The sequence below is a fragment of the Atrimonas thermophila genome (assembly GCF_045864955.1).
Taxonomy (GTDB): Bacteria; Atribacterota; Atribacteria; order Atribacterales; family Thermatribacteraceae; genus Thermatribacter; species Thermatribacter velox.
In genome coordinates this window covers 1,387,813-1,411,642 of the sequence record NZ_AP028803.1, presented here as the reverse complement: position 1 = coordinate 1,411,642, position 23,830 = coordinate 1,387,813, and the positions used below count along the sequence as shown (strand labels likewise).

22 protein-coding genes and 1 pseudogene are annotated in these 23,830 nt (G+C 43.9%); 20 read left to right on the top strand and 3 right to left on the bottom strand.

The window, feature by feature from the left end; translation table 11 throughout:
• The first annotated feature begins 127 nt into the window (after positions 1-127).
• The 6 genes from ACKTT1_RS07330 (at position 128) to ACKTT1_RS07305 (ending at position 7,131) form a co-directional block, all read left to right on the top strand.
• A complete protein-coding gene (locus tag ACKTT1_RS07330; RefSeq protein ID WP_412709121.1) occupies positions 128-1,174 on the top strand; it encodes an ABC transporter substrate-binding protein in 1,047 nt (348 codons plus the stop codon).
• Between the two features lie 75 nt (positions 1,175-1,249).
• Positions 1,250-2,755 (top strand): sugar ABC transporter ATP-binding protein, encoded by a 1,506-nt coding sequence (locus ACKTT1_RS07325; protein ID WP_412709120.1) that lies wholly within the window; start codon positions 1,250-1,252, stop codon positions 2,753-2,755.
• Positions 2,756-2,892: 137 nt separating this feature from the next.
• Positions 2,893-3,717, top strand: coding sequence for an ABC transporter permease (locus ACKTT1_RS07320; RefSeq protein ID WP_412709119.1), 825 nt, complete (start codon positions 2,893-2,895; stop codon positions 3,715-3,717).
• Between the two features lie 27 nt (positions 3,718-3,744).
• The gene (locus ACKTT1_RS07315) at positions 3,745-4,719 is read left to right on the top strand and encodes a sugar phosphate isomerase/epimerase family protein (RefSeq protein WP_412709118.1); all 975 of its coding nucleotides are present in this window, start codon (positions 3,745-3,747) and stop codon (positions 4,717-4,719) included.
• A gap of 30 nt (positions 4,720-4,749) precedes the next feature.
• Positions 4,750-6,054 carry a 4Fe-4S dicluster domain-containing protein gene (locus ACKTT1_RS07310; protein WP_412709117.1) on the top strand — a complete coding sequence of 435 codons (1,305 nt, stop codon included), beginning with the start codon at positions 4,750-4,752 and terminating at the stop codon, positions 6,052-6,054.
• A 15-nt stretch (positions 6,055-6,069) separates the two neighbouring features.
• Complete coding sequence (locus ACKTT1_RS07305) at positions 6,070-7,131, top strand: zinc-binding dehydrogenase (RefSeq protein ID WP_412709116.1); 1,062 nt, start codon at positions 6,070-6,072, stop codon at positions 7,129-7,131.
• Positions 7,132-7,181: 50 nt separating this feature from the next.
• Here ACKTT1_RS07305 and ACKTT1_RS07300 read toward each other — a convergent pair whose 3' ends face one another.
• Positions 7,182-8,000, bottom strand: coding sequence for an SDR family NAD(P)-dependent oxidoreductase (locus tag ACKTT1_RS07300; protein WP_412709115.1), 819 nt, complete (start codon positions 7,998-8,000; stop codon positions 7,182-7,184).
• An 11-nt stretch (positions 8,001-8,011) separates the two neighbouring features.
• The gene (locus tag ACKTT1_RS07295) at positions 8,012-8,509 is read right to left on the bottom strand and encodes a cupin domain-containing protein (RefSeq protein WP_412709114.1); all 498 of its coding nucleotides are present in this window, start codon (positions 8,507-8,509) and stop codon (positions 8,012-8,014) included.
• A gap of 171 nt (positions 8,510-8,680) precedes the next feature.
• Here ACKTT1_RS07295 and ACKTT1_RS07290 point away from each other — a divergent pair, with 171 nt between their 5' ends.
• The 5 genes from ACKTT1_RS07290 to ACKTT1_RS07270 all read left to right on the top strand — a co-directional run bounded on the left by ACKTT1_RS07290 (position 8,681) and on the right by ACKTT1_RS07270 (position 13,428).
• Positions 8,681-9,094: a GntR family transcriptional regulator gene (locus ACKTT1_RS07290; protein WP_412709113.1), complete on the top strand. Its 414-nt coding sequence runs from the start codon at positions 8,681-8,683 to the stop codon at positions 9,092-9,094.
• Positions 9,095-9,310: 216 nt separating this feature from the next.
• Complete coding sequence (locus ACKTT1_RS07285) at positions 9,311-10,633, top strand: extracellular solute-binding protein (protein ID WP_412709112.1); 1,323 nt, start codon at positions 9,311-9,313, stop codon at positions 10,631-10,633.
• A 75-nt stretch (positions 10,634-10,708) separates the two neighbouring features.
• Positions 10,709-11,584, top strand: coding sequence for a carbohydrate ABC transporter permease (locus ACKTT1_RS07280; RefSeq protein ID WP_412709111.1), 876 nt, complete (start codon positions 10,709-10,711; stop codon positions 11,582-11,584).
• Positions 11,581-12,408, top strand: coding sequence for a carbohydrate ABC transporter permease (locus ACKTT1_RS07275; protein WP_412709110.1), 828 nt, complete (start codon positions 11,581-11,583; stop codon positions 12,406-12,408). Before ACKTT1_RS07280 ends, ACKTT1_RS07275 begins: the two co-directional genes overlap by 4 nt.
• Before the next feature lie 39 nt (positions 12,409-12,447).
• Positions 12,448-13,428: a sugar phosphate isomerase/epimerase family protein gene (locus tag ACKTT1_RS07270; RefSeq protein ID WP_412709109.1), complete on the top strand. Its 981-nt coding sequence runs from the start codon at positions 12,448-12,450 to the stop codon at positions 13,426-13,428.
• Positions 13,429-13,809: 381 nt separating this feature from the next.
• Here ACKTT1_RS07270 and ACKTT1_RS07265 read toward each other — a convergent pair whose 3' ends face one another.
• Positions 13,810-15,048, bottom strand: coding sequence for an IS256 family transposase (locus tag ACKTT1_RS07265; protein ID WP_412709108.1), 1,239 nt, complete (start codon positions 15,046-15,048; stop codon positions 13,810-13,812).
• Between the two features lie 197 nt (positions 15,049-15,245).
• Here ACKTT1_RS07265 and ACKTT1_RS07260 point away from each other — a divergent pair, with 197 nt between their 5' ends.
• The 9 genes and pseudogenes from ACKTT1_RS07260 (at position 15,246) to ACKTT1_RS07220 (ending at position 23,809) form a co-directional block, all read left to right on the top strand.
• Entirely contained in the window at positions 15,246-16,466 is a 1,221-nt protein-coding gene (locus ACKTT1_RS07260; protein ID WP_412709107.1) for an ABC transporter substrate-binding protein, read from the top strand.
• Positions 16,467-16,575: 109 nt separating this feature from the next.
• Complete coding sequence (locus tag ACKTT1_RS07255; protein ID WP_412709106.1) at positions 16,576-17,448, top strand: carbohydrate ABC transporter permease; 873 nt, start codon at positions 16,576-16,578, stop codon at positions 17,446-17,448.
• Entirely contained in the window at positions 17,441-18,268 is an 828-nt protein-coding gene (locus ACKTT1_RS07250; protein ID WP_412709105.1) for a carbohydrate ABC transporter permease, read from the top strand. Before ACKTT1_RS07255 ends, ACKTT1_RS07250 begins: the two co-directional genes overlap by 8 nt.
• A gap of 27 nt (positions 18,269-18,295) precedes the next feature.
• Positions 18,296-18,622: pseudogene (locus ACKTT1_RS07245) on the top strand (ABC transporter permease); the annotation flags it as partial.
• A gap of 113 nt (positions 18,623-18,735) precedes the next feature.
• Entirely contained in the window at positions 18,736-19,482 is a 747-nt protein-coding gene (locus ACKTT1_RS07240; protein ID WP_412709104.1) for a GntR family transcriptional regulator, read from the top strand.
• A gap of 125 nt (positions 19,483-19,607) precedes the next feature.
• Entirely contained in the window at positions 19,608-20,633 is a 1,026-nt protein-coding gene (locus ACKTT1_RS07235) for a Gfo/Idh/MocA family oxidoreductase (RefSeq protein ID WP_412709103.1), read from the top strand.
• 2 nt (positions 20,634-20,635) lie between these two features.
• Complete coding sequence (locus ACKTT1_RS07230; RefSeq protein WP_412709102.1) at positions 20,636-22,162, top strand: FGGY-family carbohydrate kinase; 1,527 nt, start codon at positions 20,636-20,638, stop codon at positions 22,160-22,162.
• Positions 22,163-22,183: 21 nt separating this feature from the next.
• Positions 22,184-23,203, top strand: a complete 1,020-nt coding sequence (locus ACKTT1_RS07225) for an alcohol dehydrogenase catalytic domain-containing protein (RefSeq protein ID WP_412709101.1) — start codon at positions 22,184-22,186, stop codon at positions 23,201-23,203.
• A gap of 27 nt (positions 23,204-23,230) precedes the next feature.
• Positions 23,231-23,809 (top strand): glucose-6-phosphate isomerase family protein, encoded by a 579-nt coding sequence (locus ACKTT1_RS07220; RefSeq protein WP_412709100.1) that lies wholly within the window; start codon positions 23,231-23,233, stop codon positions 23,807-23,809.
• Positions 23,810-23,830 lie beyond the last annotated feature (21 nt).

Genomic DNA, 23,830 nt, shown 5'->3' with positions numbered 1-23,830 from the left:
GTCGGGGCTAAATAGTACTATAGGCAGGTTGGCTGAAAGTTGAAAAGTGAGAATTTGTTTTGGTGGTAGAAGTACGCATTCGAAAGCTTAAAGGGCTTTTACAAACTCAAAAAGGGAGGGCAGTTTAATGAAACGAGTTTTCGTGTTGGTGTTAGGTTTAACTCTGGTACTGTTGCTTTTCACAGGTTTTGCTCTGGCTAAGGACTGGGTGAAATATCTTGACTCGGACAAGATGCTTGTTGACACCTCAATGTATTACAAAACTCCGCCCTGGAAGATAGGGTTCAGTAATGCTTCTATTTCTAATAGCTGGCGAGTTTTTCTGGTACAACACATTAAGTATGAAGCTTCAAAACACCCTGAGATTGGAGAATTCTACATTACCGATGCTCAAGATAATCCAGTAAAGCAGCTTGCTGACGTTGAAGACCTTCTCGCTAAAGGCATTGATTTACTTATAATCTCACCAGCCACCGAAGCAGCTTTAAATCCTGCGGTAGAAAAGGCCATGGAAAAAGGTGTACCTGTTGTAGTTGTGGACCGCAAAGTTACCACAGATGCTTTTGTAACTTTTGTTGAATCGAGCAACTACGAAATGGGAAAAATAATGGCTGAATGGCTGGCTGAAAAGCTGGGTGGAAAGGGCAACATCGTTATGCTAAGTGGTATTGCTGGAGCTGGTCCTGCTGAAGATCGCCTTAAGGGAGCTATGGATGTTTTTAAAAATTACCCGGGCATTAAGGTGCTTGAGCAGCAGTACTGTGACTGGTCACCTGTTGTTGGTAAGCAAGTTATGGCAACCCTGATTCAAAAGTATCCTCAGATTGATGGTATATGGGCGGATAGTGCTCTTCAAGGGTCTGGAGCCATTGAAGCCCTTCAGGAAGCTGGTAAGCCTATACCTCCGGTTACTGGTGAGGACATGAATCGTTACCTTAAGATGTGGAAGAAGATGGGCTTTGAGGGCGTAGCGGTGAGCTTTCCTACCTGGCAGGGGCAGGTAGCTGTGCAAAAAGCCATTGATATCCTGAATGGTATCCCTGTTCCCAGGTATATTGACGTGCCGAGAGTTGTTATTACCAAAGAAAACCTTGACCAGTTTGTCAGGGAAGACCTTCCTGATGAGTTTTTCATGGACAGCAGGCTTCCTGAGGAATGGCTTCCCAAGAGGTAGTTAGTTTTGGCTTTTAAGAAGGTGGGATTTCCTCTTCAGGAAATCCCACCTTCTTAAAAAGGGCGGAGGATGGTAATGAACAAAGAGATTTTGAGAATGGAGAATATTTCAAAGAGCTTCCCGGGTGTAAAGGCTCTTGATGGAGTTACTTTTTCTTTGCAAGAAAGTGAAGTGCATGCTCTGGTTGGTGAGAATGGGGCTGGAAAATCAACTTTAATGAAAATTCTTTCTGGTGCCTTACAACCTGATGAGGGAACTATTGTTCTTAAGGGCGAAAAAACTCATATACTCAGCACCCACGATGCATGGGAAAAAGGAATCGGAATTATTTATCAAGAATTAAATTTAATACCGGAACTTTCGGTTTTTTATAACATATTCTTGGGACGAGAAGCCACTAAAAGAGGTAGGACTCTGGATATAGAAAAGATGCGAAACGAGGCGTTCCTTTTGCTCCAACGTGTAGGTGCCCGGATTTCCCCAGATGTTCTCGTTGGTGAGCTGAGCGTTGCTCAACAACAGATGGTTGAGATTGCGAAGGCACTTTCTCTTAACGCCAGCGTCCTGATAATGGACGAGCCTACGGCTTCTCTTAGTGAAAATGAAGTTAAAAAACTTTTTGAAATAATTCGGGAGCTGAAGAGAAATGGTGTAGCCATCGTTTACATATCCCACAGATTGGAAGAGGTTTTTGAAATCGCAGATCGGGTAACCGTGCTTAAGGATGGAAAATGTATGGGAACTTTCGATATAAGCGAGCTCGATAAAGACAAGCTGATAAGTCTCATGGTGGGACGCTCGCTATCTGAAACCTTTCCTCCCAAGAGCAAAAAAGCTGGTTCTCCAGTGATAGAAGTTCACAACCTTCGGCTTGGTTCTATACTTAAGGATATTAGTTTTCATGTAAATTCGGGTGAAATTGTAGGTTTATTTGGTCTGGTTGGTTCTGGAAGGACTGAACTTGCGAAGGCTCTTTTCGGTTCTTATGGTTCTTACGAGGGTGAAATATTCATAAAAGGAAAGAAGGTGGAAATCAGATCTCCTCGACAGGCAATTCGAAGTGGGTTGGGTTTTGCGCCTGAAGATAGGAAAAGTGAGGGTCTTTGTTTGGGTTTATCAGTTTTTGATAATTGTTTGTTTCCAATCATAGATGGCTTGCGAAAACGGTTTTTTATCGATTTTCGTAGAGCCATGGAGCTGGTGCAGCATTTTGTGGAAAATCTGAAGATTAAAACGCCCCATATCAAACAGAGCGTGAGAAACCTTAGTGGAGGTAATCAGCAAAAAGTGGTTCTTGCAAAATGGTTGTCAGTTAACCCAGATTTTATCATTTTTGACGAGCCGACCAGGGGTATAGATGTAGGTGCAAAATCAGAGATTTACCATTTGATGAGAGATATAGCCGAAAGTGGGAAAGGTGTTTTGATGATTTCTTCGGAACTCCCAGAAATAATAGGAATGAGCGATCGTCTTTATATCATGTACGGTGGTCGAATAGTTAAGGAAATCTCGGACCCCGAAGAAATGACTGAGGAGAACATTATGTATTTTGCTGCAGGACTCAAGGAAAAAACTGCATAGGTGGCTGATTGAAGATGATGCTTTCCTTGAAGAACTTGTTTAGAAGAAACCCAGCTTTACTTACAGTGTATTTGTTGTTGTTTTTCTTTTTAGTGTTTTCGTCGTTGGTTTCACCGCAGTTCAGAACCTCTTATAACTTGTTTAATCTTTTACGCCAGGCTGTAGCTTTCGGGATAGTCGGTATTGGCCAGACTATAGCCATTTTGTCAGGAGGCATTGACCTTTCGGTAGGCTCTTTGATAAGTCTTTCGGCATGTTTGACTTCGGGAATTATGATACGACACCAGAATATGGTGGTGCCTATAGTCCTCCTGGTGCTTTTGTTGGGCGTTGCGGTCGGCTTTGGTAATGGTTTCATGGTTTCTTCTTTGCGCATTCCTCCTTTCATAGCCACATTAGCTATGTCTTCTATTTTACAAGGTGCGGTTCTGCTCTATACTAAAAAGCCAGTTGGGGGCGTTACCAGGGGGTTTATGTTTTTTGCGAATGGACAGTTAGGACCGATACCCTTTGCGTTTATTTTCTGGATAGCCCTTTTGCTTGTTTTTTGGATTATCTTACGCCGAAGTGCTTTTGGGATTCACGTGTATGCTGTGGGTAGCAACGAAGAAGTGGCACGCCTGAGCGGCATAAACACCAGTATGGTAAAGGTGGGTGTTTATGTGTTGTGTGCCTTAATGGCTGCATTAACTGGTATCTTTTTGGCCAGCCGTTTAGGCATTGGAGATCCTCTGGTTGGCCAGGGCTTTGAGTTGGAATCCATTACTGCGGTTTTGTTGGGAGGTACTTCGCTCGCTGGTGGCAAGGGTGGCCTTGAAGGAACTATAGCAGGAGTTTTAATTATTGCTTTGATAAACAACATTTTGAATCTTCTAAATGTTTCGGGATTCTGGCAGTGGCTTATAAAAGGTGTTGTGGTTATTGTAGTGGTGTCAATGTATAAAGAGAAAAAACGATATTAAATAAGCCAGGTATTGGAGGGTTGTCGTATGAAGTTGGGTTTTTTTACTGCAAATTATTTAGATAAGCCTCTTGAGGAAGTACTTGACAGAGTGGTTGCTCTGGGTTATGAGGCGGTAGAACTTCCTGCTTTCAAGGGTAGTTCTCACTTTGATGTCGACAGAGCGCTTAACGAACCGGATTATGTGAAAAAGATTAAGAGAATGGTGAGCGAGCGAGGTTTATTTATTTCTGCTCTGAGCAACCACCCGGAAGGCCAGCTTGTTCTTGGCCCTCATGGGATTGACACTGATGGCATATACAAAGGAACTCCTGAAGAGAAAATAGCTTATGGTACCGAAAGAATGATTAAAACTGCTCAAGCTGCTAATGCTTTAGAGGTAGGGGTGGTTTGTGGTTTTATTGGTTGCGAAAATTTTGGTCGTTTCTTCCCCTGGCCTTATTCTAAAGGTTGGGAAGAAATGGAGGCGAAATTTGTAGAGAGATGGGGGAAGATTCTGGATAAGTTTGAAGAGTATGGAGTAAAGTTTGCTCATGAACCCCATCCTAACGAACTGGTTTACGATGTTTATACTGCAGAGAGAAGCTTGAAACTTATGGCTGATAAGAAAGCCTGGGGCTTTAACTTTGATCCGGCCAATTTGATTTATTTAGGCATTGATGTCGTCAATTTTATTCAGGCAGTAGGTCCAAAGATTTATCATGTCCATGCCAAAGACGGTGAAATTGTTGCTCATAATGTGCAGAGGGATGGGCTTATTCCAACTGGGCCGTGGAGCAGGATCACTCGTGGATTTCGTTTTAGAATTCCTGGATGGGGTTCTGTGCCATGGAAGAGAGTAATCACTGAATTGGCGTTGGTTGGATACGATTATGTATTAAGCTATGAACATGAAGATGTTACCATGAGCAGGGAAGACGGAGAGACCAAAACTGCTGCATTTTTGAAGCCACTTCTCATTAGGGCCCCTTACGAAGGCAGGAGAGATATTCTTTTTCAGTAAAGCAGAAAAAAACAGGAGGAGGTTTTGGTTGTGGACAAGAAAGTCGACATTTCTACTACGCTTGCCGGGATTAAGATGCGTTCACCCTTTGGGGTGTCGCCTCATAACCTTGACAAACCCTGGTTTCCTGGCAAAAAAGCGGCAGAGCTTTTTATGAAATACATTGAAGCAGGGGCAGGATTTATATATATTCCCGCTTTGGTCCCTGGAGAACCTACTGATGCAGAGAAAAAGCTGGATTTTCCAAGCCTCTTTAAGAGTCAGAACTATGTTGGACGCTGGTTGAAAGTGACTCTTGATGCACATCATAAAGAAGTTATTGCTCATATTTATACTGCCAAAAACTTATTTAACTATTTGAGTTGGGGTAAGGAATTACTTGATGCGCTTCGTCCTTATTTACCAAAAGACGTGGCGGTTATAGCACAGGTACTGGTACACGACATGGACCCCAAAAAATGGGCGGAACAAACCAAAAGAGTGGCTGATCTTGGTCCAGATATTATTGAATTAAATACCGGATGTCCAGTTGGCGCTATGGGACATCTGGATGCGAAAAGCCTGCCCCCGGAAGCGAAATGGGGAATGATGATGGGGGCTGCTCCAGACGTATTTTTGCCAGTTCTCGAAGCTTGTGTGAAGGCTACAGATATACCTGTTGGTTTCAAGTTGACTCCAGAAGTTGGCTATCCGCGCATGCTTTATCTGGCTGAAGAGGCAGCTAATGTTGGAGCAAGATTTGTAGTTACTACTCACAAATATTTTGTAGTTCCTCCTCCAGATATATGGAATGGCGGGAAGGGCCTTTATCCAGGCTTGAGTGATAATGCAAACGTTCTCTCCGATATCGGTGGTCCAGCCCTGCGATTCAGTATGTATAAGGCTACCGCTCTTATTTCGAAAAATATTCCACAAATAGAAACCTTTGCTGGTGGGGGTATAACTTCTCCAGAGCACATTGTTGAGGCTATTATGCTTGGTGCTCGTGCTTGTCAGACACTTACAGGCATAGTTCTCAATGGAATTGATTTTATAAGACGTGCTAATAAATGGCTTGAGGATTACATGCTTAAGTGTGGTTATCAAAGCCTGGACGATTTCCGAGGGCTGGGATTAAAGTATCTTAAAGCTTCTACCGAGGTAGAGTTCTATTACTACAAAGCAAGCATTGACCGCGATAAATGTACGCGTTGTGGTAAGTGTGCTGCTTCTTATTGTCCAGCGATTTCTATGAAGGATGGCCAGCCTGAGGTAGACGAGAAATATTGTTCGAGTTGTGCTATGTGTACGGTTATCTGTCCATTTGATGCGATATCCATTGTGCCAAGGGAGTAAGGGAGGTGCGTTATTATGAGTAAGGGAAAAATGCGTGCAGCTTTTGTAGTAGAGCCTTATCGCATTGAAATACGTGAAGTTGATATACCTCAGATAGGACCTCAGGAAGTACTAATTCGCGTTAAGTCCTGTGGAATATGTGGTACTGATTACAGTATTTATATCGGAAAATATTCTCGAGATTTTCTTCCTCTGATTCCAGGCCATGAGTTTTCAGGAGAAATTGTTGAGGTTGGTGAAAATGTAGTTGGCTTGAAAAAGGGAGATAGGGTTACAGCAGATATTAACATGGGTTGTGGAATTTGTTTTTACTGCACAAGGGGACAAAAACTTACTTGCCCGGAATTCAGGCAGCTGGGTATCCATATTGATGGAGCCTTTGCTGAATTTGTTAAGGCCCCCTTTACTCAGGTTCACAAATTACCAGAAAACGTTGATTTTGATACCGGAGCCTTTGTAGAGCCTGTTTCCTGCGCTATTCACGCTGCTAAAGCTATGCAAGTTAGCTTAGGCAGTAGTGTTGCTGTTATTGGTGATGGAACGCTGGGTATTTTGCACACCCAGATTGCCAAACTTAGAGGTGCTGCTCCGGTTATCCTGATAGGCAAGCACCCGGAACGCATGAAAAAAGCAGAGCTGTTGGGCGTAGATTATTTAGTAGATATCAACAAGGTAGACCCACTGGAAGAAGTAAAAAGGCTTACCGAGGGTAGAGGTGCGGATTTCGTTATTGAATCGGTTGGCACTTCTCGTACCTATGAACTTGCTCTGGAAATGGTAAGACCCGGGGGGCGCGTAGCTGCTTTTGGTATTACTGAAGTCGAAGCTACAATAGCAGTAAAGCCTTTTGACTTTGTTCTGGGCGAGTTAAGCATGGTTGGTTCCTGTGCTGGAGTTGGGAATGACTGGCCGGACGCAATAAAATTGCTTGAATATAATCGTGTAAATCCTCGTCCTCTATTTTCGTTGAAGGTACCCCTTGAAGAGCTCGAGAAAGCGTTGGTAGAAGTCAAGGAAAATAGAGACTTGCTTAAGGTATTTGTTGTTCCTGAGCTTTCCGAGCGAGTAGTACTCTAAAAAAAGAGCCCCGTGCGGGGCTCTTTTTTTAGAACTGACATGCAAACTATCTAAACAGGTACTTCCGGAAAACCGTCGCAGGCTATGGCTCCTCCGTCTACAGGGATGATTGCTCCGCTGACAAAGTCGGAAGCTTCTGAAGCAAGAAATACTACTATGCCAAACAGGTCTTCCAGGTTTCCAGCTCTCCCAATAGGAATGCGCTTTCGAAGGGATTTGTAGAAGTTTTCATCGCTAAGAATTGGTTTGGTTAAGTCGGTCCAACACCAGGTTGGGGCAATTGCATTTACGCAAATTCCGTTTTTACTCCATTCGCTCGCCATAGATTTAGTCATCAGGTTTACCGCTGCTTTGCTGGCTGCATAAGCTGGGTCTCCTGCTCTTCCAACAAAACCCTGGAGAGACGAAATATTAATAATTTTGCCCTTTCCCTGTTTTAGCATCACCTTAGCAGCTTCTTGTGCACAGAGAAAGACTCCCTTTGCATTGACGTCCATTATGTATTCCCATTTTTCAAGAGGAAATTCAGTTATGGGCTTCACGTCAGCAACGCCAGCGTTGTTAACCAGGATGTCCAATTTGCCAAAAACCTGTAGGACTTTGGAGATCATTTCTTTAACGTCTCCAGGGTTGCGAACATCTGCTTCTATTGCTATTGCACGCTTTGCCATGTTTTCTTCAATTTCCTGGGCTGTTTGTTGAACGTTTTTCAGGGTTTTACCTGCAACTGCAATGTTAGCTCCTGCTCCTGCTAAGGCAAAAGCTATTGCCTTCCCAAGTCCCTTGCCACCTCCAGTGACCAATGCCACCTTACCATCTAATCTGAAGGAGTCTAAAACTTTTAGAGCTTTTTCAGCCAGTCCATCCATTTTGTACACCTTTAGTCTGGAATACGGTTTTGTTTAATAATTTCTTCTGCTTTCCTAAAGAGATCGGGTGTACAGTAACCACTTTCGTCAGGCATACCTACTTCTTTACCACTATAAATCCAGATGAACTCCAGTGGTTCGTTAAAAGGATTACGAAGCCAATGAATCTCTCCTACCCCCGCAAATTGCACATCTCCAGGAGTTATAAGATATTCTTTGTCCCCACTTCCAGCCACACCCTTACCGCTTAGACAATATAAGACTTCTTCTGCATAGAGGTGAAAATGAGGATCGTGGTATGCGCCGGGGAAAAACACCGAACGGCCCATAACTACCATTTTGGAGCCTGTTGTTTCTCTGCACACTATTAGTTCGGTTTCCATTTTACCATGCAGTCCTGCCCAATCTCCAAGTTCCATTGGTGGTATTTCTCGCCAATTCACAAGTTTAAGCTGCCCATCTGGAAACTCATACAATTTGCGAGGTAGCTGGGGCTTTAATCTTTCCAATTCTATCCCTCCTCCTTCTTTTTCCTCCAATTATAGGGTAAAGTAACATGATTTGTAAATTTAACTTTAATTAAAAATGTCTTAATCTTTAAAGATTAATAGTAGTGTATTGCTCTTAAGTGCATTGACATCCTCTACAGGCTCATCTAAACTAATGGTAGTAACAAGTTTTTGAAAAAAGTAGTAATTAATAAGAAGGGGAAAAGCATTTTGGTTCATAACGATTTACCCCTTTATCTTAAAATTTACCATCAGCTCCGTGAAGAAATTGAAAGTGGCAAATACAGAGTTGGTGATCTTTTGCCCTCTGAAGAAGAACTGGCGGAAACCTTTCAGGCAAGCAGAACCACCATTCGCAATGCTCTTCAGGAATTAGAGAAAGATAACCTCATTTTCAGAAAGAGAGGGAAAGGCACCATAGTTCAAGAGCCCAAGACTGCCCAAAATCTAAACTACATTAGCTCCTTCACTGAAACCCTGCGCTCTAAAGGTGTAGAAGTTACTACTGGTACGCTTACTGTTGAGCTGGTTCCTGCTCCTCCCAAAGTAGCTGGGGCACTGGATCTTGAGCGAGGTTCAGTATAGATAGTTAGGGCTTAGTAGTGGTCAACAGAGTTAATCCAGACAGCTTGTTTGCACCCTATCCGGGATGAAAAGAAAGTGGCATTGGCCTTGAACTTGGTCACTATGGTTCGGAAGAGTACCTGGAGTGGGAACACATTAAACTGGAGGTGATGCGAAAGAGAAAAAGTTGTTTCAAAACTTTGAGTTTTTCAACCTTTTTAGAAGGAGGTAAGTCAAATGAAAAACAAAGCTTGGATTGTGGGGGTAGTTGTGGCAGTACTTTGCTCTGTGGCAGCAGTGAGCTGGGCGGCGGAATATGTATTTGGTACCTATACAGAAAAACCGTTTGAGGGAACGACAATAAACGTATCAATGGTAGCAGAACCTCGTTCTGACGCTTTGAAAAAGCTGCTTCCGGAATTTGAGCAACTAACTGGTATTAAGGTTAACCTTGAAATTCTCCCCTATCCAACGCTTCAAGAAAAACAGGCAGTAGCTGTTACACAGGGTACGGGAGCATACGATGTGGTGCATGTTGATTGCGTTTGGATTGGTCAATACGCTGGGCAGGGATTGGTGATACCGGTTGAAGATTTTGTTAAAAGAACAGATCCCCAAGTAGTTGCTCTTGATGATTTCATTCCCTCAGTTTTGAGCGAACAAGGTATGTGGGAAGGAAAACTCTATGGTTTGCCTTTCATACAGGCGGTTTTTGGCCTTCACTATAGGACTGACATTTTTGAAGAGTTTGGCCTTACTCCTCCCAATACTTGGGAAGAACTTAGAGACACAGCAGCAATGTTGACTGAAAAACTTAAAGATAGAGGTATGACGGGGCTTACCTTTATGGGACGTCGAGGAGTACAACTTCAATGCACCTACGATAACATGCTTTGGTCCTTTGGTGGGGAATGGTATGACGAAAACTACAATCCTACTATAAATAGTCCGGAGGCGGTAGCAGCCCTTGAGTACTTTAAGAGCTTAATTCCTTACGCACCTTCTGGTGTCTTGACTTACGACTGGGACGAGTGTGCTAATGCCTTTGCGCAAGGAAAAGCAGCTATGAATCTTCAATGGCAAAATTCAGCTCCGTTATGCCAGGATCCTTCCAGGTCAGTTATAGTTGGTAAGTTCAATTTTACTTTAATTCCTGGTAAGGAACAGCCAGATGGTAGCATTAAGCGCACGCCCACTTTTGGTGGATGGGGTCTGATGATTCCCAAAGATTCCAAAAACAAAGAAGCCGCCTGGGAATTCATCGTCTGGGCTACCACACCTGAAATGGAGAAGAAACTGGCTTATGCTCAGCCAGGGGCACGTTATTCCTCTCTTAATGATCCCGAACTCCGGGCTAAGTTTGTAGAATATGAAGGAATGCTTAAATCCTTGCCGCTTGCTAAAGGTCGTCCGAGGATACCTGCTTATTCAGAATTGGCTGATGCTTTGGAGGTTGCGCTTTCTGAAGCTATGACTGGGGTCAAGGATTCGCAAACTGCTTTAAACGAGGCAAATGCTCGCTTCGAGGAAATTTTAAGGCTCTGGGGCTATTTGGAATAACAAAAGTAATCGTCAGAGCTAATCTTAGCCCCCTGGAATATTTTTCCAGGGGGCTCTGGAGAGGAGAGTTGATTGGTGTTCAAAAAGAAAAAGTGGACTCCTTTCTTTTTTGTAGCTCCTGCGGTTATCATACTCCTTTTATTGGTAATTTTCCCGCTGGTTTATTCTTTAGGAGTGAGTTTCACTAACTGGAATATAGTGAGGGGTGGCAAATGGAAGTTTGTAGGGTTGGGTAACTATGCCTATATTTTCTTAAAAGACCCTTATTTCAGGACTTCTTTGAGAGTAACTCTGCTTTATGTTATGTCCGTTGTTGCTCTTGAAACCATTTTGGGACTTATTGTAGCGATGCTTCTTAATAGGCCTATGCGAAGAATAGGTCTATTAAGAACTGCTCTGGTATTACCTACCACGATGACTCCGGTTGTGGTAGGGATTATTTGGAGGCTTCTTTATAATCCGGAATTGGGCACTTTGAATTACTTTTTAGAATTGTTTGGGTTTCAGCCTCTTAACTGGTTAGGAGATCCTTCTACTGCTTTGCCAAGTGTCATAGTGGCAGATGTTTGGGAATGGACGCCCTTTATGGCTCTTATACTTCTTGCTGGATTACAGTCTTTACCTCATGATCCCTTCGAAGCTGCACTTGTTGACGGTGCAAGTTCTTTTCAAATTTTCCGTTATGTAACTTTTCCGCTGCTTCTTCCTACTCTGATTGTTGCCGTGTTGCTTAGAACAATGGACGCTTTTAAAACGTTTGACCTGATTTTTGTTCTAACCAAAGGGGGACCTGGAATGAGCACCGAAGTATTGAGCTATTACACTTACAGATACGGTTTCAAGTTTTTTCACATTGGTCGAGCTTCTGCGTACTCTTATGTTCTTCTTGTCATTGTTATCGCTATTACTCAATTGCTTCTGAGATTCATCAGGGAAGGAGAAGAAAGATGATAGCAGGCCGAAAGAGGGTTCTTGATGCCTTGGTTTGGGTAGGCATAGGAGTTGTGTTTTTAGTTGTACTTTTTCCTCCGTTCATGCTTTTTTTGACTTCGATTAAAACCAATGTCGATGCTTTGAAATATCCTCCAGTTTGGATTTTCCGTCCGGTAGCTTCGAATTATAGAGAAATTTTTAGTCTCATCCCTTTTGGTCATTATTTATTTAATAGTTTGATAGTTGCTCTGGTCAGCACATTTATAGCGCTTTCAGTAGGTTCTTTGGCGGCTTACGGCTTAGCTCGTTTCCGTTTTAAGAGGTCGAAGGATCTTTCTTTTTGGATTTTGTCTATTAGGATGACACCTCCTGTTGCGGCCGCGATTCCTATTTTTATTATAATGAGGACTTTGCATCTTCTTGATACTTATCTGGCCTTGATCCTTGCTTATTGTACTTTTAACATTCCCTTTTCGGTATGGCTATTGCGGGGGTTTTTTCAAGAAATACCTCGTGAGATAGAAGAAAGTGCTATGGTCGATGGCTGTTCTTCATTTGCTGCTTTCTGGAAAATTTCTATTCCGTTAATAGCGCCTGGCATAGCTGCTACAGGGATTTTCACCTTTATTTTTTCCTGGAATGAGTTTCTTTTTGCTCTTATTTTAACTGGTTCTCGTGCTCAAACGGTTCCTGTCGCCCTTACTGGTTTTATAAGGGAGACGGGAATTATGTGGAGCCATATGGCTGCTGCTGGAGTGTTAGCAATGGTGCCTATGGTGGTTTTTACAGCTCTTGTCCAGAAAAATTTGGTGAAGGGATTAACCATGGGGGCCATCAAGTGATTGAATTCGTATACAAATTGCTTTAAGGGGTGATTTTCTTTGAAGAAACAAAATTTTCAATTAAAAGATGACCTGGTTATAAAGCAATTCATTGAAATTAGAAAAAAGCCGGATTTTAAAGAGAGAATTGAGAGGGGAGAGAAGATACGTCTTTCTTGGAGTAACTGGGGTTTTGGTTTGGAGCCTTTGGAAGTTTCCTGTGTTCGCTTGAGTAAGTTCGGGATTCGCTATATCGAACTACATGGTAATCGTTATGGTCCAGATTTGGGCTACAAAACTCAGGAAGTTAAAAAGATCCTTGATGATTACGGAATAAAAGTATCTGGAGTATGTGGTATGGTCAATGCAGACAGTGAGCTGTCCAGCAATAAACCTCATGTGATACAGCGCTCTATTGACTATTTCCGCAGGCAGATCGATATGTGCGCCGAACTTGGTGGGATGTATGTGCTTTTTTCTCCTGCAGCAGTGGGACGTCCTCAAAAATACGATGATAGCGAATTCTATCGTGCGGGTGATGCCCTGCGAATCTTGGGTGATTATTTCTTACAAAATGGTGTTCGAGCAGCTATTGAGCCGGTACGTTCGGCAGAAGTCAGCTTTTGCCACACCTTTCGTGAGGCTTTAGAGCTTATTAACTATGTGAACCATCCTGGTGTTCAGCATATTGGAGGAGATCTTTACCATATGTGGGTGGAGGAAGAGCACATTCCCACTACCCTGGTTGAATATGGCAAGTATCTAACTAATCTGCATCTTGCAGATTCTAACCGCAGGGCTCTTGGTAAAGGCTTTGTGGATATCGATTTGGTGATCATGGCTCTTTATGTGATTGGTTATAATCGTCCTGACTGTTTTGTTACTGCAGAGCCTCTTGGTCCTGGGGCAGACCCTTATCCTGCAATGTGGGGCAAACACGATCCCCAAATGCTGGATGAGCTGGTCAGGCAAACCGCTACTTATTTTTATGAACGAGAACAGGAAGTTCTTCAAGCAAGCGATGAAGAGTTGTTGAGGTAAAAATTGGTATCACGGTTCTAAGAAATAAAAGATTTGAGCACGTACTGAGTCTGGTAGTCTATAAGGAGAAGAGATATTATTGTAGTTAGGGAAGTACTTGACGAGTGTAGTTTCTTAGTTTAAAATGTAATTACCTCTTAACTTATTATAGTAGAGTGGTACTATCCTAGTGAAAGGAGGTGTTAAAAAGGATTTAATTTTGTAACTTGCATCAAGAAGGAGCGTGCTGCTATTTCTGTAGTAATGGTATGCTATGGTCTTTCGAGGTATTTTTGTTTGGATTGAGGAGGGATAAGCAAAAATGAAAAAAATAATGGGTATTTTAATAGTGATAGGAGTGTTGATTTGTAGAGGTTTCGTCAAGAGGTGTGTAAATTCGCATCAGGCGGCAGCCTCCTCCCGCGTCACCTCGATCCCGTCCTTGTACTGAACCCCCGCGTAGACCTTTGCTAGCAGTTCAGGCGCGTTGAGCCTCCGGAACTTCTTCTGGGCTATCATGAGCATCTTCCAGATCACGGCTGTAGCCCGCTCCACCTTCTTGAACCGCTTGGCAGCATCCGTCCGCAACCTCAGCGCTGCCAGAGGCGATTCTACAATGTTGGTGGTGCGCAGATGCACCCAATGTTCTTTGGGGTAGCGGTAGAACGTCAACATCCTCTCCCAATCCCGACTAAGGGTCTCGACCGCTTGTGTGTACCCACGCTTCCGGCACCAGGTCTCAAACTCCCTGCGTTTCTCGTTAGCCTCCGCCTCGGTAGCGGCGTAGGCAATGGCATTGAGCATGGATTTGGCCACCACATGCTGGGTGCGTGGGAGCTTGTCCAGCACGTTGAGGATCTTGTGGTTCCAACATCGCTGTTGGCCAGCATCCGGCCAGACGTTCCGCAGCGCACCCCAGATCCCCAGGTGCCCATCCCCTATCACCAGCTTGGGAGGGTTCATCCCTCGATCCCGCAGGTCCCGCAGCACCTCCGACCAACTCTCCACCGATTCCCGGTGTCCAGGGGCGACCGCCACCACCACCTTGCGGCCGTCCACCAATCCGGCGATGACTACAAGCAGGGCAGCACGCTCCTTCTCCAGCCCGGCCTTCACATAGATCCCGTCCACCCACAGGTAGACCACCTGCAGGCCGTCCAACCGCTGCTTGTGCCATGCCTCCCACTCGGCGTGCCACTTCTCCTTCAACCGCGCCACCGTGCTGGCCGAGATCGGCGCATCTTCCCCCAGGAGCCCTCGCAGGGCCAGGTCGAAGTCCCCCTCGGCGAGCCCATGCAGGTACAATTCAGGCAGGAGATTCGAGACCTCTCGGGTGCGGCGCGCAAACAGCGGCAAGATCCGGCTCTCAAACCGCTCCTCCAAACCACGCACCCGAGGACGACGAATGGTGATGGTGCCAATGCCCAGCGTCAACTTGCGAGGCTTGCCATATCCGTTCCTGTAGCCCTGGACTCCGTCCACTACAGCTTGCCGCTGGTAGCGAGCCCGGCCCAACAACTCCGTCACCTCCTGTTCCAGGAGATCCTGGATGAACTCCTGAATCTTGCCCCGAACCCACTCCTCCAACTTCTCCCATGTGGGGCTTGATGAGAGGCATCCTTCCGTGGTACGCTTGTTCATGGCGGTGTATCTCCTCCTTTCCTTTTCTCAAGGTTTTTCCTCTTAGAAGGAAGAATACACCGCCTTCAGCAGAATTTCCACACCTTTTGATTTTACCTCTGATTTGTAGTTGTGTTGCTTTTGGTGAAGATGAGTTAGCAGCTTTTAAAGAAGCAAAGATCGATTGGCGTCAATTTGAAGGCACGGCTATCAGTGTTTTGTCAATACCACATGCTTATGGTTTAGCTTTGGAGCCATATATTCCTGAGTTTGAAAAATTGACGGGGATAAGGGTAAATTTGGAATTTTTGGGAGAAGACGAGCTTCGGAGAAAGAGAACCATCGATCTTTCGATGGGCACTGGTCTTTACGATGTAATGAGTGTTGGTCTTTCGATTATACCTCAGTATGCACAGGCTGGATGGTTAGCAGATTTAAAACCTTATATTAGCAATCCTTTGCTTACTGATGATGCTTGGTACAACTATGAGGGAATTGGAGCTCCTTTTAGAAAGTGGAATACAACAGAAGACGGAAGAGTAATGGCTATTCCTGGCAACTTTTCGGGACCTATCTTTTGGTATAGAACGGATATTTTTGACAAATATGGGTTTGTGCCTCCCGACACTTGGGAGGAATTAATAGATTTGAAGAAAAAACTTCAGGAGAAATTGGATGCTGATCCGGAATACCAAAATGTTTATGCATTTTGTACCAGAGGTTGGACGGGACCTGGGGCAAATACTTGGACAATATGCCCTGTGATATACGATTATGGTGGGAGAATATTTGATGAAAATATGAAGGCAGTTTTTAATTCTACTGAGGCGGTTAAAGCCTTGGAAGTCTATCGTGAGGCTCAGGTGGGATATGGTAACCCTCCTGGTAGTGAAGGGATTGACATGTACACCATGGTTGATATGTTTGCTGCAGGAAATTTAGCTTCAATGTTTGCAGGGATAGACCATATAGTGTTCATAGGCGACCCTCAAAAGTCAAAAGTTGTTGATGTATGGGATGCCTCTATTCCTCCCAGGGGACCAGCTGGTAGGTATAGTTCTTTGTGGACGTGGAGTTTTGGAATAAATTACGCTTCCAGGCACAAAGAACCAGCTTGGCTTTTCGTGCAGTGGGCGACTTCTAAACCTGTACAAGAAAGAATGGGTCCTTTAGGAACACCTACTCGCCTTGAACTTTGGACTACAGAGCCTTTCCAAAAACTTAAGCAGAAAGGTTGGATAAAGGCTGCTATGTGGTATGTTGAAAATGGTACTGTTACAGAGCCTCTGATTCCAGAATTTAGAGAAGTAGGAGAGGCAATGTCAGTAGCGTTCAGCAAGATATTAAGAGGCGAGCCCATTAAAGAGTCACTGGATGAAGCTGTGGCAAAGGTTGATGAAATTATTGCAAAAAGAAGAGAGGTTTTGAGGGAGGAATAGAATAAATAGTTTTAGTGAGTGATTTATTGAGATAGGGTTTTAGTAAATCTCTGCTTGCCTTTGGTTTAAAAACCAAAGGCAAGCAGAGATTTGGAAAAGGAGGAAAACAGTGCGAGAGAAAAGATTTAAGCCGTGGTTGTTTTTGTTACCAAGTGTAGTTTTTTTGGTCTCTGTTACTATATACCCATTTATCTTCACTGTTGTAGCTAGCTTCACAGATTGGTACTTACCCGAAGGGCGGAGGTTTTTTGTTGGTTTTGCAAATTATCTCAATCTTTTTAAGGATCCTTGGTTTTGGTCTTCTATGAGAATAACTTTTTACTTTACTTTTGTCTGTCTGTTTTTTGAGCACTTTTTAGGTTTTGTTCTCTCCTTGCTTTTAAGTTTCGTAGGCAGGATTGGCAAGATATTGATTCTGCTTTTTATGGTGCCTATGATGTTACCACCCATTGTGGCTGCCTTGATTTGGAAGCTCATGTATCGCCCCTTAGGAGTTTTAAACTGGGTGCTTGGATTTTTTGGGGTGCCATCTTTGAATTGGGTTATGGATTCTAAACAAGTCCTTCCGAGCATCATTATTACGGATGTTTGGGAATGGACTCCTTTTGTAGCGCTTATTTTGTTTGCTGGTATTAACTCAATTCCTCGAGATTTGTTTGAGGCAGTTGATATTGATGGAGGAGATACTTGGGCTAAAGTTAGGTATTTGGTGTTACCCCTTCTAAAGCCTTTGTTTGTAATATCGTTGCTCTTGCGTTTCATTTTTGTTTTTACGACGTTTGATATAATTGCTGGCCTTAGTAGGGGCGGACCAGGTCATGCTTCGATGACTTTATATTTTTATGCTTATTTAAAAAGTTTTGAGTGGCTTCGCATGGGAGAAGGAGCTGCACTAAATATCTTTGTTTTTGCTATTACTATGGGTGTTGGAATGGTTTTGTTGAACAAGATCTTGAAGGGGGGAGCAGAACTTTATGATTAGGGTTTCACGGGCTTCTTTACCAGGTATATATGCTTTATTGAGCATTTTCCTTATGGTAGTATGGTTCCCCTTGGTGTGGGTTATTTTAACTTCTATTCGATCTCGAAGTGAGACTCTTGCTTACCCTCCCGTGTGGTTCTTTAAACCTACTATGGAAGGATTTATTTATAATATTTCTGCTTCTTCGGACTTTTTAAAGGCTCTTTTCAACAGTGTTTACGTTGCTGGTTTTTCTACAATTATGGTTTTGATACTAGCTATACCTGCCGCTTATGCGCTAGCTCGGTTTAGGTTTCCTGGGAAAGAGAATATTGGATTCTATATAATATCTACGAAAATGACCCCCCCCATTGTGGTTCTCTTCGCCTTTTATATTATGTTCGCTCGTTTGGGGCTTTTAAGAACTCGCTTGGGTTTGATTATTTTACACGTTGCTTTGAACTTACCGCTTGCAGTTTGGTTACTAAAAAGTTTCTTTGAAACTTTGCCCAAGGCTATCGAAGAGGCAGCAAAGATAGATGGTTGTGATGATTTTGGAGTCATGTGGAGAATAACTTTCCCACTTACTTATCCGGGTATTCTGGTGACCGCAGTTCTTTGTGTTCTTTTTTCTTGGACGGAATTTATTTTTGCTTCTACAGTAACAGATCCGGCTACACGCACAGTTCCCGTTTTAATTTATAGTTGGATTTCTTTTTCTCAAATATATTGGGAAAGAGTAGCTGCTGCTGGGATTCTTTACGTGATACCTGTCTTGATTTTTTCGTTTGCTATTCGCAAAGACCTTTTGAGGGGAATGAGCTTTGGTTTATTGAAGTAACCCTTTTGCTTATAGTATTGGGGCGAAAAAAATAAAATTATGGTGTATGGTCTTTCAGGACTTTACTGTGGGCTTGGTGGGTTGGTGCTGGTTGGAAGGATGAATTCAGCCAATGCTTTAATGGCAGAAGGCTTGGAACTCCAGACCATTGCAGCGGTGGTTATCGGGGGAACCAATTTGTTTGGTGGTCGAGGTTCTGTTGTGGGAACACTCATTGGTGCCATCTTGATGGGTGTTCTGGCCAACGGATTAAACCTCCTTAACGTGGAACCTTTCTGGCAAAGAGTTGTTAATGGTCTCCTTATCGTCGCTATAGTGGTCTTTGATCAGTGGAGGAGACGTCTGATAAGGTAATAAGTAAAAAGTAAAGTCCTGCATTGTTTTGCGTAAGATTGACACAGTTTTTAGTCTTATTGTAGGATAACCTGAAAGTGGTAAATATAACAGAATGTCAGGTGATGGTATTCATGGACAAAAAAGAAATGGATTTAAATCGAAAAGTCCCCATTCCGCTTTATTATCAGCTAAAGGAGTATATAAGGCAGCAGATTGAGGAAGGAGTGCTTGCGCCGGGGGATCTTCTGCCCTCGGAACGAGAACTTTCAGAAAAGTATGGTATTAGTCGTCCTACAGTGAGGCAAGCCTTAAAAGAGCTGGTGTACGAAGGATATCTGACCCGGGAGAAAGGAAGAGGTACCTTTGTTGCCCGCCCCAAAATTGACTATAGCTTCATACAACACTTCACTACCTTTTACGAGGAAATGGAAGAAAAGGGCTATGTTCTTAAAACGCAGGTTCTCAAAAAAGAAGTGCGTAAAGCTTCCAAAAAACTGGCTCAGTTGTTACAGATTGAAGAAGGCGAGGACTTCGTTTACATTGAGAGGCTTCGCTCTATTGAGGGAGAACCTGTAGTCTGGGTTCGCAATCATGTTCCATATGCGCTTTGTCCGGGTTTACTCGGAGAGGACCTTACTGACCGCTCTCTTTATCAACTTCTTGCTGAAAAATATAGTTTGGTACCTAAATGGGCTGAGATAGCCCTTGAGCCGACTCTTGCTGATGAGCTTGATGCACGTCTTTTGAAAATAGACGTTGGAGCTCCCATGTTCCTTATGGAGAACGTTACCTATAGTGAAGCGGAAAGGCCCATGGACTTTTTTATTTCTCGTTTCCGCGGCGACAAAGGAAGAGTTAGGGTAAGAGTTTTCAGGTAAAGACCTGGCTTTTCTTATCATTTACTTGCGCTTGGTTTAGAGGATAGAACTCATCTTAGGTCTTTGCCCTGGTTAGCAATAAAGTAATGGTGGTCAAATAGCTTACTTAAAGGGAGGATTCTGCAGTGGAAAAGGTTCGTTTTGTTTTGGTCGGAGCTGGAAGAGCGGGGATGGTACATGCTCGCAACCTCAGGTATTACATTCCTGAGGCGGAACTTAAAGTGGTGGTGGATGTTGACTTGGAAAGAGCCAGGGAGAGAGCACAGGAGCTGGGTATCTCTTCTTTCTATAAAAATATTGAAGAAGCGCTTGAGCAGGAAGAGGTTGATGCAGTGTGCATTGGCTCTTTGACTTTCACCCACCGCGAGATTATTGAAAAGGCTGCTGCTTTGAAAAAACACGTTTTTTGTGAAAAGCCGCTTGCACAGAATCTCGATGAAGCGTCGAAAATAAGGGAGATAGTTGAGAATGCAGGTATTAAATTCCAGATAGGTTTTATGCGCCGTTATGATCCAGAAATCCGCCAGGCCTTTGAGATGGTACGTGATGGTCTTATTGGAGAACTGGTTATGATTAAATCCACTGGCAGGGGTCCTGGTTTGCCGCCAGCCTGGATTTTTGACCGTTCCAAAAGTGGTGGTATGCTTGCCGAGGTTTCTTCTCACGATGTAGACGCTGTTTTGTGGTTTGCTGGCAAAAAACCTCAGCGAATTTTTATGGAGGCCAATAATTTTAAACTTCCTGAGGCAAGGAAAAACTTTCCTGATTTCTACGACCATTATGCAGTAACCATGGTTTTTGAGGAAGGTCCTTTAGGGATTATTGACGGGGGATGTCCGGTGGGTTATGCCTATGATGCCCGAATGGAAATTTTGGGTACTGAAGGTATGATCCGCATTGGAACCACTGAAGGCAGAGGACCGGTTCTTTATAACCTTGATAAGAAAGCCGTATGCGATAATCACTCGAGCTGGTCACTTCGTTTCAAAGATGGTTACCTTGAAGAAATGAAGGCGTTTATTCGCTGTATTTTAGAAGATAAAGAGCCTTCTCCTTCTGTGCTTGACGGCTGGAGAGTAGTCAAGGTGGTGGAAACAGCGCACCTTTCGCTTGAGGAAGGCAGGCCGGTTAACTTTTCTGGGGAGTGGTAAGCATGCCCTTTTTTATAGGAGTTGATCTGGGAACCACAGCAACCAAAACAGGTATTTTTGATGAAGAAGGTAAACTCCTTGCGGTGGCTCGAGTTCCCTCCAATATTATTTATGGTGAAGATGGAAGTGTTATTCAGAAGCCAGAAGAGATGTTTCAGTCTGTGCTGGACACGGTGAGAGAGGTTGTAGCAAAAAGCAGAGTTAAACCTGAAGACATAGCAGCTCTTGCTCTTGACGGTCAAATGGCTGGCATCATGGGGGTGGGGGAGGATGGTGGGGCGGTTACTCCTTATGATTCCTGGCTGGACTTTCGTGCCGCTCCTTATGCACAGAAAATGAAGGAAGAAGCCGAAGAGTTGATAATTAGACGCTCTGGTATGAGCCCCAGCATTAATCATGGACCGAAGATTCTCTGGTGGAAATACGAACAACCGGAAGTATATAAAAAGATTTGCAAGTTTACCGTTCCCGCCTGCTGGGTCGCCCAGAAGCTTTGTGGCTTGTCTGGTGGAGAAACTTTTATGGATTACACTTACCTCCACTTTTCCTGTTTCTGTGACCTTGAGAAGAAGGTCTGGGATGATGAGTTATTGGGAATTTTCGGGGTTGAAAAAGCAAAGATGCCCCGCATTGTTAATCCCTGGGATGTGGTTGGCAGGCTTCAAAAAGAATGGGCTCAGCAAATGGGTTTACCTTCAGGGGTTCCTGTTGTTGCTGGTTGTGGCGACCAGGCTGCCAACAGCCTGGGTGCCGGAGTCGTTGAAGTGGGTACAGCCTTTGATGTAGCGGGTACTGCTTCTTGTTTCAGTCTTTTTGTAGATGGTTATTTTCCGGATGTTCGTTACAAAACACTCCTTTTTCCTCGTTCAGTGCTGGATGGATATTACTATCCAATGGCTTACATAAATGGTGGTGGTATGGACCTTGAATGGGCCAGGGAGGAGCTTTTCCGCGAATTTTCCAGACAGGAGAACGCCTTTTCTCTGATTACTGAGGAGGTCGAAAAGGTTGCTACCCATCCCTCGGGGGTCGTTTTCATACCTCATTTGCGGGGTCGTAATTGTCCTACCCAGCCTTATTTGAGGGGAGTTTTTGCAGGTTTTAGCTGGGAGCATAAAAGGGAACACCTTTTCAGGGCGATTTTGGAAGGCATTGCTTTTGAGTACGCTTTTTACCTCAAAGTTATTAGGGAGCTAATTCCTGATTTGGTTTTTAATGAAGTCAGAGTGATAGGTGGGGGTGCAAAATCGGCTTTTTGGAACAGAATCAAAGCCAGCATTTTGGGTATTCCTTATCTCACACTGGATAGAGGAGAATTCGCTATATGGGGGGCTGCGCTATGTGCGGCCTTTGGGGTGGGTGTCTTTGCAGATTTATCTGCGAAAGCAAAGGCTTCAGTTAGAGTAGTCAACGTGTTTCATCCGGATGAAAAATTATACAGAGTTTATCAAAAGTATTTGCCTTACTACCTGGAAACTTTGGAAACCATGAACGGTGTTTTTGAGAAGTTTAAAGAATTTTTCATTTGAAAGCAAAGGAGCGGAGTTACCTTGAGAGCAGCTGTTTTTTCTTATCCCCCTCATGTTGAGGTAAACGAAGTTGAGAACCCTCGTCCTGCGAAAGGCGAAGTTCTGGTAAAGGTAAAAGCTGCGGCTTTGTGTGGTACTGATTTACGCATTGCGCGTCGTGGACACAGCGCGATTGCCCAGGGTGAAAAGCGCATTCTGGGACACGAAGTGATAGGCGAAATTGTTGAGCTGGGTGAAGGTGTTGTTGATTTCAAAGAGGGTATGCTGGTTGCGGTGGCTCCTAATTTTGGATGTGGAAAATGTGTTATGTGCGCTCAAGGACTTACTCACCACTGTCCGGAGAGCAAAGCTCTGGGAATAACTTTTGACGGAGGGTTTGCTGAGTATCTTTTGGTTCCAGAAAATGCGGTGAGACAGGGTAACGTTTTTCCGCTTCCCGAAGGGGCTGACCCGGTCAAACTCTCTTTTGTGGAAGCTCTGGCCTGCGTGGTACATGGATTTTTGCCACTTCGAGTAAGTTTTCGGGATAAGGTTTTGATTTACGGGGCTGGAGCTATAGGTTTGATGTTCCTTGAGTTAAGCAAATTAAGTGGGGCCAAAAAAGTGTGGATGGTAGATTTGAGTGAGGAGAGACTCAAAATTGCCGAGGAGCATGGTGCGGTGGGTATTCTTGCTGAGGAAGGGGTAAAAGGAAAAGTAGATAATCCAGAGGTTGTGGTTGTTGCTGCTCCAGCACCTCGAGCTCAGATGGAGGCCATAGAAGTAGCTTCGCTGTTTGGTCGCATCAACTTTTTTGGGGGGTTGCCTCCCCAGGTCAAAGAAGTACCTATTGCTACTAATTTGATTCATTATAAAGAACTGGTGGTTACTGGTACTACTCGCTCTAATAATTTTTATTTCAAGATTGCTCTGGATCTTCTTCTGGACGGGCAGCTCGACCTTTCTTATCTGGTGACCCATGTTTTGCCGCTTGAAGATATCGAGCAAGGTCTTTATCTGATGGAAAAACAGGAAGCTTTAAAAGTGGTTATAGTGCCCTAAATCGATAGAAAAGGAGTTGATTCATTTATGAAGCTTTTCAGACCTTTTAACGTCGTAGTCGACTTTGAGACCGGAGACCTGACTCCTGGAAAAAAGATAACACGCTATCTGAGCGACATTCAACATTTTTTTCTGGATAAAGAGAAGGTTAAAGCGGTGCTCGCTAAGGAAAATCCTTTAGTGTACGAGGTCATCTATGCAGAAGTGCCAGAAGAAGCGGGACACCTTGCTCATTGTACCACCATAATTTATCCAGGCAAAGTTGGCAATGAGTTTTTCTTTACTAAAGGGCATCTGCATGAAAAACTGGAAACCGCCGAAATATACTTCACGCTAAAAGGCCAGGGTCGGCTTATTATGGCATCTCCTGATGGAGAAGAATGCGAGGTTTTAGAGATGTTTCCAGGTTCCGCTTCTTATATTCCTCCTTGTTGGTCACATCGCTCAGTCAACGTGGGTGGCGAACCCCTTATTTTCTACTGCATATTTTTCGCTGATGCCGGACACGACTACGCTACTATTGACAAAACCGGTTTTCCAAAGGTGGTTCTGGAAAGAAACGGAGAAGTGGTTGTAGAAAATAATCCTAACTGGAAAAAGGCTTGAGTTCAGGGGGTGTTTTGATTG

Bases quoted from the DNA above. Each gene is read 5' to 3' on its own strand.
- ACKTT1_RS07230 (WP_412709102.1), top strand. From the start codon at position 20,636: ATGCCCTTTTTTATAGGAGTTGATCTGGGAACCACAGCAACCAAAACA.
- ACKTT1_RS07275 (WP_412709110.1), top strand. From the start codon at position 11,581: ATGATAGCAGGCCGAAAGAGGGTTCTTGATGCCTTGGTTTGGGTAGGC.
- ACKTT1_RS07300 (WP_412709115.1), bottom strand. From the start codon at position 8,000: ATGGATGGACTGGCTGAAAAAGCTCTAAAAGTTTTAGACTCCTTCAGA.
- ACKTT1_RS07240 (WP_412709104.1), top strand. From the start codon at position 18,736: ATGGACAAAAAAGAAATGGATTTAAATCGAAAAGTCCCCATTCCGCTT.
- ACKTT1_RS07265 (WP_412709108.1), bottom strand. From the start codon at position 15,048: ATGAACAAGCGTACCACGGAAGGATGCCTCTCATCAAGCCCCACATGG.
- ACKTT1_RS07305 (WP_412709116.1), top strand. From the start codon at position 6,070: ATGAGTAAGGGAAAAATGCGTGCAGCTTTTGTAGTAGAGCCTTATCGC.
- ACKTT1_RS07325 (WP_412709120.1), top strand. From the start codon at position 1,250: ATGAACAAAGAGATTTTGAGAATGGAGAATATTTCAAAGAGCTTCCCG.
- ACKTT1_RS07220 (WP_412709100.1), top strand. From the start codon at position 23,231: ATGAAGCTTTTCAGACCTTTTAACGTCGTAGTCGACTTTGAGACCGGA.
- ACKTT1_RS07250 (WP_412709105.1), top strand. From the start codon at position 17,441: ATGATTAGGGTTTCACGGGCTTCTTTACCAGGTATATATGCTTTATTG.
- ACKTT1_RS07330 (WP_412709121.1), top strand. From the start codon at position 128: ATGAAACGAGTTTTCGTGTTGGTGTTAGGTTTAACTCTGGTACTGTTG.
- ACKTT1_RS07315 (WP_412709118.1), top strand. From the start codon at position 3,745: ATGAAGTTGGGTTTTTTTACTGCAAATTATTTAGATAAGCCTCTTGAG.
- ACKTT1_RS07285 (WP_412709112.1), top strand. From the start codon at position 9,311: ATGAAAAACAAAGCTTGGATTGTGGGGGTAGTTGTGGCAGTACTTTGC.